This is a genomic window from Roseateles sp. P5_D6, from assembly GCF_054049415.1.
In genome coordinates this window covers 84151-96600 of record NZ_JBFUMK010000016.1, presented here as the reverse complement: position 1 = coordinate 96600, position 12450 = coordinate 84151, and the positions used below count along the sequence as shown (strand labels likewise).

General features: G+C 69.2%; 7 protein-coding genes. 1 reads left to right on the top strand and 6 read right to left on the bottom strand.

Features of this window, described 5'->3' with window-relative positions:
• Window positions 1-28 precede the first annotated feature (28 nt).
• From ACXJKM_RS20825 to ACXJKM_RS20805, 5 genes are all read right to left on the bottom strand, one after another.
• On the bottom strand, window positions 29-1447 hold the full coding sequence (locus ACXJKM_RS20825) for a pectate lyase family protein (RefSeq protein ID WP_082532331.1): 1419 nt from the start codon (window positions 1445-1447) through the stop codon (window positions 29-31).
• A gap of 281 nt (window positions 1448-1728) precedes the next feature.
• Window positions 1729-4689 (bottom strand): ATP-binding protein, encoded by a 2961-nt coding sequence (locus ACXJKM_RS20820; protein WP_457354875.1) that lies wholly within the window; start codon window positions 4687-4689, stop codon window positions 1729-1731.
• Window positions 4690-4785: 96 nt separating this feature from the next.
• Window positions 4786-6036 carry a hypothetical protein gene (locus tag ACXJKM_RS20815; RefSeq protein ID WP_056191403.1) on the bottom strand — a complete coding sequence of 417 codons (1251 nt, stop codon included), beginning with the start codon at window positions 6034-6036 and terminating at the stop codon, window positions 4786-4788.
• A gap of 151 nt (window positions 6037-6187) precedes the next feature.
• Complete coding sequence (locus tag ACXJKM_RS20810) at window positions 6188-6412, bottom strand: hypothetical protein (RefSeq protein WP_056191405.1); 225 nt, start codon at window positions 6410-6412, stop codon at window positions 6188-6190.
• 137 nt (window positions 6413-6549) lie between these two features.
• Window positions 6550-8535 (bottom strand): alpha/beta hydrolase family protein, encoded by a 1986-nt coding sequence (locus ACXJKM_RS20805; RefSeq protein WP_457354873.1) that lies wholly within the window; start codon window positions 8533-8535, stop codon window positions 6550-6552.
• Window positions 8536-8606: 71 nt separating this feature from the next.
• Here ACXJKM_RS20805 and uvrA point away from each other — a divergent pair, with 71 nt between their 5' ends.
• Window positions 8607-11510 (top strand): excinuclease ABC subunit UvrA, encoded by a 2904-nt coding sequence (uvrA, locus tag ACXJKM_RS20800; protein ID WP_457354871.1) that lies wholly within the window; start codon window positions 8607-8609, stop codon window positions 11508-11510.
• Here uvrA and ACXJKM_RS20795 read toward each other — a convergent pair whose 3' ends face one another.
• A complete protein-coding gene (locus ACXJKM_RS20795; protein WP_056191411.1) occupies window positions 11511-12323 on the bottom strand; it encodes an MHFG family PEP-CTERM protein in 813 nt (270 codons plus the stop codon).
• Window positions 12324-12450 lie beyond the last annotated feature (127 nt).

The window sequence follows — 12450 nt, the reverse complement described above, 5'->3', positions numbered from 1 at the left end:
CTTTGTGGGGCGCCGACCGGCCACGCCATCAGCAGCTGACCTTCGCCAACCCCGTCCCCGCCCCCGCCGCCGCCGGCAGCTTCTGCTTCACGCACGACGGCGCCTGCAGCGTGTAGCCGTAGGGAATGCCGAGCGGGAAGGTCGCGGTGCTGGCCCAGTCCGTCGCATCGCGCGACGGTGACGAGCCGCTGGCCACCCAGGTGATGCCATAGGTTGCGAAGTCGGCCGGGCTGGTGATGTTGTTGCCGCGCAGCTGCCAGTAGCCGATGGACGGGCTGTCGCGCGAGGTCACCGGGTTCTGCGAGTTCTCGAACCAGTTGCCCTCGATCAGCGAGTAGCCGCCCATGCGGATGTTGGCGCCCGAGGTCAGCAGGCCGCTGTACAGGTTGTTGTACAGATGGGTATAGCCGGCGCGCTGCAGCGGCAGGCGCGAGCCCACATCCTTGTAGTAGTTGTGGTGGAAGGTGATGAAGCGGTCGCTGGCGTCGCTGTCGCTGGAGCCGATCAGGCCGACCTTGTGGTGGTCATGGATGTGGTTGTACGAGTAGGTGATGTGGTGGGCGCCGGCCTTGTTGTCGACGAGGCCGTCGAACTCCAGGTCGCCGGCGCCGCTGCATTCCTTCAGGCTGCTGAACAGGGTGTTGTGGTCGATCCAGATGTAGCCCGGGATGCCGCCGCTCTGGCCTTCGATGCCGATGGCGTCGATGGAGCCCGGCAGCAGGCCGATGGTCATGTTGCGGATGATGATGTTCTGCGCCGCGGCCTTGATGGCCAGGCCGAAGTTGGCGGCCGAGCCGTTGGCGCCTTCGATGGTCACGTTGTTCTTGTTCTTGATCTCGACGATGGCGCCGGCGGGCTTTTGCCACTGCGTGCAGGCGTCAGGGATGGCGCCGAAGTCGAACGTGCCGGTGTAGCGCAGCACCAGGCCGGAGCTGCCGTCATAGGCATTGAGGGCGGCCTGCATCGCCGCGGCGGTGCTGACCGTCACCGCCGTCTTGGTTCCACCTCCGGTCACGGTGCCGGCATAGCCGTCACTGCTGCCGGCCGGAGCGGGTGCTGGCGTCGGAGCGGGTGAAGGGGCCGGCGTGGGAGCAGGTGTAGGCGCCGGTGTTGGTGCGGGGGTTGGAGCAGGTGTTGGCGCCGGCGACGCCACCGGGCCGATGGCGCATTTCTTTGTGATGCCGGGGTTGGGGTCGGAGCCGAAGGTGGCCGTCGTGCAGGCGATGTTGCCGCTGAGGTTCTTGATGACCCATTTGTCCTTGATGCCATAGGACACGGCACGCGTGCTGGTGCCGACCTTGCAGGTCTCGCCTTCGTCGGCGCATTTGGAATAGCCCGAGGGCCAGTCCACCGCGTGGGCGGCCGAGGCGGCCAGCAGCAGCGACAGGGCCGTGCCGGCGGTGCGGATGACGGGCAGGGGCGGGGGTGTGAGCTTCTTCGTGATCATGGTTTGTTTGTCTCCGGTCGTTGTGTGGGCGCGCGGTTTCCGTCCGGATGCGCGCAGCGGGCCGTCGTCGGGGCCGAGGAGCGGCCGCCACGAAGGCTGTCGGGGCAAGGGAGAAGAAAACCGGTGCCGACGTCAGGTCACTACCGGTCGATCCGCGCGCTGGGGCGCGGCGACGTCAGGTCGGTGCGGCATCGCCGCGCATCGCGAGGCAACTATGAAACAGCGTTCTGTTTTTATGGATACGTGGTTTCACGTAGCCGATGAGTGCGACTTTGCTGCGCTCAGAGCTGGAGGGCCCGCTCCAGGAAGCCGCTCATGCCCAGGCGCTCGAACTCCCGCCCGGCGCGGTCCCGTGCGGTCTGCCAGCGGTCGTCCAGCCGCAGCTCGGCTTCCAGCAGCGCCGTGACGGCGGCTTCATGCGCCGAGTTGCGCTGCTCGCCAGCGCCGCGGGCCAGGCCGAGATAGCGTTTGGCGCGCTCGCTGTCCCCCATGCGCGCTGCCAGCCGGGCGGCGGCGCGGTAGGCCATGGCGCCGCCAATCCAGTCATGCTGGCGGCCGCGCTTGAGGGCCAGCGCGACGTGGTGGCGGGCCGCGCCGGCGTCGCCCTGGGTGGCCAGGATGTCGGCCAGCCAGCCGTGCTGGAAGCTGCTGTACAGGCCGCCGCCGCGCGGCGCCAGCCAGGCGGTGGCGTCCAGGATGTGCTGGCGCGCGGTCGGGTCGGCCTCCTGCATCCAGGCGCCATACGCGCCGGCCGCGTGGCCCATGGCGCAGGTGAACATGCTGCGCACCTGGGCGCCGACGCGGTGGGCAACGAGGGCGGCCTCGCGCGCCTCGGCCCAGCGGCCCTGCCACAGCAGCACGGCGGCGCGCCAGCCCTGGATGCTGGCCTCGACGGCATGGCCGCTGCCATCGAAGGGCGTCAGGGCCTCGGCAAAGATCTCGTGGGCCTGGTCGAAATGGCCCTGGTCGGCCAGCACATAGGCGCGGCAGCACAGCGAGAAGGACAGGCCGATCTGGTTGACCGCGCTCTTGCGGGCGCGCGCCCGCTGGCGGGCGATGGCCAGGTCCAGCATGGGCAGGGCGTTGGCGTAGTCGGCCGCGGCGGCCTGCAGCTGGCCGACCGTGCCGGGCAACTGCGCGAGCAGCGCATGGTCGCCGCAGTCCTGGGCCGTCTCGACGGCGGCGCGCGCATGGCGCAGGCTGTCGCGCGTCTCACCCAGGGCGTAGCCGACATAGGAAAGCCAGTATTCGGTGCGGGCGATGAGGCCGGGCTCGGCTTCGGCCTTGGCCAGGGTGGCGGCATGCCGGAGCACGCGCAGGTCGTCCTGGGAGGCGTCGAAGACGCAGGCCATGCCCAGGCGCTGGGCGATGCCAACCCAGCGGCGCCGGCGCTCCGCACCGTCGGGAAGAAACTCCAGCGCGGCCAGGGCGGCGCGGAACTGCTTCTTGGCCCGGTCCAGCGCCGAGGCGGCCAGGGCCTGGTCACCGGCCGCTTCGGCGTGGTGGGCGGCGGCGGGCCAGTCGTTGGCGGCGGCGTCGTGATAGGCCAGCTGTTCGTGCAGGTCCTGGCCACCGTGTTCTGCCAGTTCGACGCTGATGCGCCGGTGCAGGGCCTGGCGTTGGTGCAGGCCGGTGGCCTCGTAGACGACGTCGCGCGTGATGCCGTGCTTGAAGCGCAGATGACCGGGGCGTTGGTCCGGGAAGATGAAGTCCTGGGCCGCCAAAGCCTGCACGGCGGGGTGCTGCTCCCCGCAGCCGGACAACGCCTGCAGCAGCCAGGACGGGATGACATTGCCGATGACGGCCGCCACGCGCACCAGCTGGGCCTGCTCGGGCGGCAGGCGGCCGACGCGGGATTCGACGAGGGCGGCCAGCCAGGCCGAGCTGCTCGGCCCGGCGACCAGGCCTTCACCCGTGTCGGCCGCGGCGTGGCAGAGCTCCTCGATGAAGAGGGGATTGCCGCCGGCGTGGCGCTGCACCTCGGCGGCGATGAAGGGGTCGATCTGCGGCAGCAGCTGCTGCACGGCGCGAGCGGCCTCGGTCTCGGTCAGCGGCGGCAACTCGATGAGGTCGGCATCGCCGTCGTTGGCCCCCGGCAAGGCGGGCTGCGGTCGGCTGGCGGTCAGCAGCAGCAGCGGCAGGCGCTCACGATCGGCAGCGGCGCGCAGCCGGTGCAGCAGGCGCAGTGAGGCGTCGTCGGCCCATTGCAGGTCGTCGATGAAGACGAGCTGGGGCATGCGCCGCGCCAGCGCGAGCAGCAGGGTCAGCAGGGCGTCGGCGCGCTGGCCGGGTTGGCTGTGCTGGGCGGCGAAGAGTTCGGGCGGTGCGTCGTGCAGGCCGCCGTCATGCATGTCCATGGCGCGCAGCATCTGCAAAAAGGGCTGCAGCGGCTCGGCGCTGAGGTAGCTCTCGCAATAGCCGCGGTGGATCTGGACGGCCTGGTCCTGGGCGTGGCGCAGGAATTCCTCGGTGAGCCGGGTCTTGCCCACGCCCGCGCCGGCGCGGATGCCCAGCCAAAGCGTGCCGCCCTGCAGCGCGCGCGCGAGCGTGGCCTCCAGGGTTGCCAGCTCGCCGCCGCGGCCGACGAAGGGGGCCAGGCCGCGGCGCATGCTGGCCTCGAAGCGCCGGCCCACCGGCGCGCGGCCGAACACACGGTAGGCGGCCAGCGGCGTCGCGCGGCCCCTCAGCTGCAGCGAGAAGCGCGGGCCGGTGTCGAAGAACTGGCTCTGCAGGCCCAGGCTCTCCTCGCTGGCGATGATCTCGTCACGCTTGGCGGCCTCTGACAGCCGGGCCGCGATATTGGGTGCGTTGCCGAGCAGCTCGAAGCGGCCACGCATCTGGTCGCCGTCGTTGACGAGGACGATGCCGGCGTGGATGCCGCTGTGCAGGGCCAGGCCGGGGAAGTCGGCGGGGCGGGGGCCGGGCGGCAGCAGCTCGCGCACGGCGGCGTGCAGTTCCAGCGCGGCCTCGGTGGCGCGGCGGCCGTCGTCCTCGCGCACGTCGGGGTGGCCGAAGACGGCCAGCATGCCATCGCCCTGGATGCGGGCGATGACGCCGCCGTGGTGGGGCACGATGCGCTCGTACAGCGCGCGCAAGCCCCCGAGCATGGCCGCATAGTGCTCGGCCTCCATCCACTCGGCCATGGCAGTGGAGCCGCTGAGGTCGGCGAACAGCAGGGTTAGCAGTCGGCGCTGGCCGACAGGCGCAGGGGGGGCAGCGAAGGGCGCGGAGGACTCGGTCACGGCGCTGGTCATCCTAGCCGTTGCGCTTCGGGGCTGACCGCATGAACAGGCCGTTCTGGGGGCTCTGCTCTAGCTCTTGTCGCCTGTTGACCGTCGTCAACCTTGCAGCGGCACGAAATCCGTGTCCGCCACGGTGCGCGGCGCGTCGGGAGGCAGGTCTTCCTCGCGCAGGCCGAGGTAGATGGGCTCGCCGTTGCGGCGATGGATGTTGATCTTGGCGTTGTAGACGCGGTGGATCAAGCCGTGCTTGTCGGCCATGTGGTATTCGCTGATGCCCCAAAGCCCGGTCGAGTCGCGCCGGCCGGTCAGGTAGCAGGCGATCTCGTCGACCTCGGAGCCGGCGAGCTTCAGGCCATTGAGGCTGCGCAGCGGCGCCCGCGTGCGCTCGACGAAGTCCAGGCTGTCGATGTGCACGTCCTCGCCGTTGACCTCGTCGTGCATCAGCGTGTTGAATTTGCCGACCAGGATCTGGCCCGGTTCGGCGCGCTCGATCATGCGGGCGAGCTCGATCGTGACCTGGCCGACCAAATAGCTGAAGGACGTGGGGTTGAGGCCTTCGGATTGGTAGAACTCGTAGTGCGAGCCGACGTGAAAGCACGCGCGCAGCTTGGGCACCGACTCGGGGCGCGTCGCGCGCTCGAGCGCCAGCGCGTTGTCGGCGAGGATGAACTGCATCAGCTGGTACAGCTCGACATTGGCCTCGACGCCACGCATGCGGTTCCAGATGTAGAAACCGTCGCCGGTCGTTGTGCGGGCGAAGTTGATGTTGATCTCGCGGTCCAGCAACTTGGCGTAGGCCGCGTTGACCGAGCAGGACAGGCTGTTGAGCTGCACCACCTGCTGCAGCGGCGTCAGCAGCGAGAAGCCGACCGCGTCGAACAGGATGACGGCGCGGTCCTCGACGAGGCGGATGCCGTAGCGCGCCGCGATGGCCGCGATCAGCGGCAGGCCCAGGCCCCGCTCGGGGTTGAAGGGCAGCTCGATGAGCTTGGGCACCACACTCAGCGCGGCGGCCACGCTGTCGAAGGCCTGCTTTTCGAGGTGCTCCTGGTTGGACAGCAGGTTGTCCAGCAGCCGCGTGCGCCGCGTCACCTCGGTCAGCGGCGAGGTGCCGTCACCCAGCGTGTACTCGGTCAGCATCTGGTGCGGCGCGACCAGCACGCGCAGGCCGCGCGGCTCGGGTGTCCAGGCGTAGATCAGGTTGTCGCCCAGGCCCCACAGCGTGTAGAGCGCCTGGTCGAGCAGGATGATGTTCTCGCGCAGTGCGGTTTCGCTCAGGCCGGCCGGTGCTGGATAAGCCATGAAGCCATCCAGCCAGGACCGGCGTTTGCGCAGCTCTTCTTTCACAAGCAGGCTCCAATCAGAAGCCTGGATTGTCTTTCACAGACGCGTGATTTTTTCACGCCAAGCCGAGTCGTCGGCACAGCCTGGGCCGCCGGCCTGCTGCACCGGCGACTCGGCTCGGTGTTCCTGGGTCATTTGAATCCTCATGTGGGACTCAGACGCGGTGTCCGGTGATGGTCACGCGCGGCAGCTGGGCGACTTCACGCACGGCGTAGCCGGTGATGACGACGCGCGGCAGTTGGGCGACTTCCTGCGTGGCCTTGCCGGTGATGACGACGCGGGGCAGCTTGGTGACTTCTTGGGGGGCGGCGCTGGCGGCGAAGGCGGTGAACACGAAGGCGGCGACGGCGGCGGCTTGGATCAGGACGGTGGCTTTCATGATGCTTCCTTGGGGTTTCGTTCAGCGGGTTTGCTGTGTCGATGGAAGCAGTTTCGTCACTGGACACGGGCGCCGCCATGGCGCTGCGATGAATCGCCAGACGCGGGCCGCGAGCTGCATGCGGCCGCGACAAACCGCTAGTTCTTCGCCGCCAGGTTCTTGGCCAGGAAGCGCTCGACGCGCCCCCAGAAGTCTTCGTTGGTCTTCAGGTTGAACCAGCCGTGGCCTTCGTCGGGGTAGACCACCCATTCCAGCGGCTGGTCGGCGCGCAGCGCGGCCTTCATCTCGGTGCCGTGCTTCAGCGGCACGCGCCGGTCCTCGCCGCCGTAGGCCATCAGCAGCGGCWTGCGGATCTCGCTGGCGCGCGCCAGCGGCGAGGTCTTGCGCATCTGCTCGGCGTCGCTGTCCGGGTCGGCCACGAGGCGCTTCATGCCGTAATCCTTCCACTCGTCGGACATGTCGCTCCAGCTGATGCTGCTCAGCAGGCCGATGTCGGTCACGCCCACCCAGTTGACGGCGCACTTGAACAGGTCCTGCTGCGTGACGGCGGCCATCATGGCGGCGTAGCCGCCATAGCTGGCGCCCATGATGCAGGCGCGCTTGGGGTCGGCCCAGCCCTGTTTCACGGCCCAGGCCAGGGTGTCGGCGAGGTCGTCCTGCATGGCCAGGCCCCATTGCTTCCAGCCGGCCTTGAAGTGCTTGAAGCCGTAGCCGGTGCTGCCGCGGAATTCCGGTTCCAGCACGAGGTAGCCGCGGCTGGCGAGGAACTGGGCATAGGGTGACCATGACCAGTGGGTGCCGCGGACATAAGGCCCGCCATGCACCAGCACGACGGTAGGCGTGGCGCCCTTGACGCCGCCGGCCGGCTGCGTGACCAGCACCGGCAGCTCCAGGCCGTCGCGGGCCTTGATGCGGTGGTAGTCGCGCTGTCCCATGGCGGCGGCCGGCAGGTCGGTGCGGGTGCCGGCCAGCGACTGCAGCTGCTTCTCGGCCGTCTCGTACAGGTAGTACAGCGGCGGGCGCACGTCGGACAGCGAGGTGACGATGAAGTGGCTGGCTTGCACGCAGCGCAGGCATTCGATCAGGTTGACGCTGCCAGGCAGGCGAGCGTCGATGTCGGCTTGGGCGGCCTTCATCGTCTTGTCCAGCCACACGGTGCCGGGCGCGTCGGTTTCAAAGCGCACGCCCAGCAGCCGGCCGGTACCGGGCTCGGTGACGAGGCGGCCTTCGAAGTCGTAGCCGGGCGTGGAGATCAGCGGTTCCCCGTCCGCGTTGCCGGTCTTGGGGTCGACGCGGAAGACGGCGTCATAGCCGCCGTAGCCGCGTTCGCCCAGCATCAGGCCGTCCGGCCCGGCCCAGATCGGCCACGGGTGCTTGCGCGCGTGGGGGTCGTCGTCGTACCAGGGCTGCCAGCGGCCCGCATCGTCGCGGCTGAACAGCTGGCTGCGGCCCTGGTGCTCGGTGTCGATGACGCGGGGTTCGCCGCGCCAGTCGAGCAGCCAATTCCTGGTGTGGTCGGGCATGCCCGCGCTGAGCGTGCGCGTGAGCCCGGTGCGGGTGTCCAGCCGCGCCAGTTGCACGCCCGTGGCCTCGCGTTCGTTCGACCAAGGCCGGCGCAGGACGATGACCTCGCCGCCGTCCAGCCCCGGCGGCACGCTGTGCAGCACCCAGTTGAAGTCCAGCCGCCGATCGTTGATCAGCGTCGCCGTGGTGACGAAGGGCTTGTCGGTCTTGATCAGCTGGCGGAGGTTGGCGCCTTCCCGGTCGACCGCCCACAGGCCCTGGCCGTTGACGCGCGTGGTGCCGTCCGGAGAGTCGGACACGTCGAACACCAGCCTGTCCTCGCTGATCCAATGGTGGGTCGAGATGTCAGCGTCATTGAAGCCGGCGATGAATTTGGGCGGCTGCATGGTCTGCAGGTCCAGCACGGCCAGCCAGATGCGGTCACCCTTGCCGGCGGCCTGGATGGCGAGAAAGCGGCCGCTGGGGCTGAGCTTGGGCGCGCGCACCGCCGCGCGTTTGAAGAAGGCGGCGGCGGACGGCGGCTCTGCGGCACTGACGCCCGTGCTGGCGCTCAGCGCGGTGGCGGCTGCAAGCAGGGCAGCGGCGAGGCGGTACTTCATGTGCGGTAGCGTGGTTTGGACGCGCCAGATTGTGGCGGCCTATCATGTCCGGTTCGCTTGTGAAAACTGCCATGGCCCTCCCGGATTTGCCCGCGCCTCCTGAATCCCGATTCATCCGCGTGCGCGGTGCGCGCACGCACAACCTGAAGAACATCGACGTCGACCTGCCGCGCCATGCGCTGGTGGTCATCACGGGGCTGTCCGGGTCGGGCAAGTCGTCGCTCGCCTTCGACACGCTGTATGCCGAGGGCCAGCGGCGTTATGTGGAGAGCCTGTCCAGCTACGCGCGGCAGTTCCTGCAGCTGATGGACAAGCCCGACGTGGACATCATCGAGGGCCTGTCCCCCGCGATCTCCATCGAACAGAAGGCAACGTCGCACAACCCGCGCTCGACCGTCGGCACGGTCACCGAGATCCACGACTATCTGCGCCTGCTCTATGCCCGCGCCGGCACGCCCTTCTGCCCCGACCACGACCTGCCGCTGGAGGCGCAGTCGGTCAGCCAGATGGTGGACGCCGTGCTGGCCATGCCGGACGAGGCCAAGCTGATGCTGCTGGCGCCGGTGGTGCGCGACCGCAAGGGCGAGTTCGTCGAGCTGTTCGCCGACCTGCAGGCCCAGGGTTATGTGCGCTTTCGCGTCGACGGCGCCACGGTGGAGGCGCCCGACATCCCGGCGCTGAAGAAGGCCGAGAAGCACGACATCGACGTCGTCATCGACCGCATCAAGCTGCGCCATGACGCGGCGGATTCGCTGCGCCAGCGCCTGGCCGAGAGCTTCGAGGCGGCGCTGCGCCTGGCCGACGGGCGGGCCCTGGTGATGAACATGGACAGCGAGCAGACGACACTGTTCTCCAGCAAGTTCGCCTGCCCGGTTTGTTCCTATTCGCTGCCGGAGCTGGAGCCGCGGCTGTTCTCCTTCAACTCGCCGGTGGGCGCCTGCCCGAGCTGCGAGGGCCTGGGCCAGGTCACCGTCTTCGACGCCGACCGGGTCGTCGCCTTCCCGACGCTGTCGCTGGCCAGTGGCGCGGTGAAGGGCTGGGACCGGCGCAACCCCTACACCTTCTCGCTGCTGGAGTCGGTGGCGGCGCACTACAAGTTCGACGTCGAGGCGCCGTGGGACAGCCTGCCGCCCACTGCCCAGGAGGTGCTGCTGCGCGGCTCGGGTACCGAGGACATCAGCTTCGTCTACCAGGCCGAGACGGCCGCGGGCAAGAAGCGCTCGGTCAAGCGCCAGCATCCCTTCGAGGGCATCCTGCCCAACCTGCAGCGGCGCTACAAGGAGACCGATTCAGCCGCCGTGCGCGAGGACCTGGCCCGCTACATGGCCGCCAAGCCCTGCACGGCCTGCGAGGGCTCGCGCCTGCGCCGCGAGGCCCGCCACGTCGTGCTGCAGCCGGCCGACGCGCCGCCGGGCGTCAAGGGCCGGCCAATCTTCGAGGTCGAGCATTCGACGCTGCGCGAGTGCCTGGACTATTTCGAGACGCTCAAGCTCAAGGGCAACAAGGCCGAGATCGGCGACAAGGTCATTCGCGAGATCGCGTCGCGGCTGCGTTTCCTCAACGACGTCGGCCTGAACTACCTGAGCCTGGACCGCAGCGCCGAGACGCTGTCCGGCGGCGAGGCCCAGCGCATCCGCCTGGCCAGCCAGATCGGCTCGGGCCTGACGGGCGTCATGTATGTGCTGGACGAGCCCAGCATCGGCCTGCACCAGCGCGACAACGACCGGTTGATCGCGACGCTGCGGCGGCTGCGCGACCTGGGCAACTCGGTGCTGGTGGTGGAGCACGACGAGGACGCCATCCGCGCCGCCGACTGGGTGTTGGACCTCGGCCCCGGCGCCGGCGTGCATGGCGGCCAGGTCATGGCCCAGGGCACGCCTGATCAGGTGGCGGCCAACCCGAATTCCTTGACGGGCCAGTACCTCAGCGGCGTGGCACGCATCGAGGTGCCCGCCGAGCGGCACAAGCCCGTGCAGGAGTCCCGGTTGCGCATCGTCAATGCGCGTGGCAACAACCTCAAGGGCGTGACGGTCGAGATCCCGGTGGGCCTGTTCACCTGTGTGACCGGTGTGTCGGGTTCAGGCAAGAGCACGCTGGTCAACGACACGCTGTACGCGGCCGTCGCCAAGAAACTCTACAGCAGCCACGCCGACCCGGCGCCCTATGACGAGATCGAGGGCCTGGACGCCTTTGACAAGGTCATCAACGTCGACCAGTCACCCATCGGCCGCACGCCGCGCTCCAACCCGGCCACCTACACGGGCTTGTTCACGCCCATCCGCGAGCTGTTTGCCGAGATGAACACGGCGCGCGAACGCGGCTACGGTCCCGGGCGCTTCAGCTTCAACGTCGCCGGCGGCCGCTGCGAGGCCTGCCAGGGTGACGGCGTGCTGAAGGTGGAGATGCACTTCCTGCCCGACGTCTACGTGCCCTGCGACGTCTGCCAGGGCCGGCGCTACAACCGCGAGACGCTGGAGGTGCTCTATAAGGGCAAGAACATCACCCAGGTGCTGAACATGACGGTGGAGGACGCCTACGAGCTGTTCAACGCCGTGCCGGCGCTGGCGCGCAAGCTGCAGACGCTGCTGGACGTGGGCCTGGGCTATGTGAAGCTGGGCCAGAGTGCGACGACGCTGTCCGGTGGCGAGGCCCAGCGCGTCAAGCTGGCGCTGGAGCTCTCCAAGCGCGACACGGGGCGCACTCTCTACATCCTGGACGAGCCGACCACCGGCCTGCACTTCGCCGACATCGCGCTGCTGATGAAGGTGCTGCACCAGCTGCGCGACGCGGGCAACACCATCGTCGTCATCGAGCACAACCTGGACGTCATCAAGACGGCCGACTGGCTCATCGACATGGGGCCGGAAGGCGGCGCCGGCGGCGGCACGCTCCTGGTGGCGGGCACGCCCGAGGACGTGGCGGCCTGTGAGGCCAGCCACACCGGGCGCTATCTGGCGCCGCTGCTCAGGCGCTGATCAACGGCGCCTTTGGCGCGCGCGGAAGATGATGACGAGCAGGCCCAGGGCAATCATGGCCCAGGTGCCGGGTTCGGGCACGGCCGGCGTGTGGGGCAGATCAATGGGGCCGTCGGCCGGGCGAATCGTGCCGGGCGGCAGGGCGGGCATGCCGAGGTTGACGAGGCCGGGAGCCCCACCACCGCCGGCGTTGGCAGGGCCGCTGGCGCCGCCGCCAGCCAGCAGGCTGCCGCCCTGAGCGGGCGAACTCGACAGCGCTGACACGCCGGATGCGGTGGCAAAGCTGTCCGGCGCTGCGGCTGCGGGGCCGGCGCCCGGGGCCTCGAATTCCAGTGGCGCGGTTTCTTCGCCCTCACGAGTCGACGAGGCGACGTTGCTGGCGTGGGCCGGTGCCACGGCGCTGGGCTTGTCCAGGCGGCGGATGCGGCTGACGTTGCGGCAGACGGTGGGTACCAGGATGCACTGGCCGTCCTCGCAATAAACGAGGCCGCGCTCCTGCGTCGTCGCCGTCCACTTGCTGCGCGTCACCGTGCGGCAGACGGCGCCGGGGCCGAAATGCATGTCGCGAATCTCGGGTGCGTAGCTCGCCTTGCCTGTGATGGCATCGCGCCCGATGACGGCAATGTCGTCATAGCTGCGCGCCTTCATGCGGGCCTTGAGCTTCTCGCGCGTCGCGGTGGGGATGTCCTGGTAGCGATCGACGGCCGCGACCACGTCGCCCATGAATGGATTGGCGCCGGGGCGGTCCCAACTGCACTGGGGCAGCGTGGAGCCGGCGGAAACGGCGAGGGCGAGGGTGGCGATCAAGGACATCGGAAGGCCCGCAAAAGGGAAGCGCCCGAACCAGGGCGCATGTCCCTAGTATTAGGGAAGGCTAGGGTTTATCCGCGTTGAAGACCCGCAAAGAGGGGGTGGCCATCGGGTGAGATAAATCACGCAA

Bases quoted from the DNA above. Each gene is read 5' to 3' on its own strand.
- ACXJKM_RS20825 (WP_082532331.1), bottom strand. From the start codon at position 1,447: ATGATCACGAAGAAGCTCACACCCCCGCCCCTGCCCGTCATCCGCACC.
- ACXJKM_RS20810 (WP_056191405.1), bottom strand. From the start codon at position 6,412: ATGAAAGCCACCGTCCTGATCCAAGCCGCCGCCGTCGCCGCCTTCGTG.
- uvrA (WP_457354871.1), top strand. From the start codon at position 8,607: ATGGCCCTCCCGGATTTGCCCGCGCCTCCTGAATCCCGATTCATCCGC.
- ACXJKM_RS20795 (WP_056191411.1), bottom strand. From the start codon at position 12,323: ATGTCCTTGATCGCCACCCTCGCCCTCGCCGTTTCCGCCGGCTCCACG.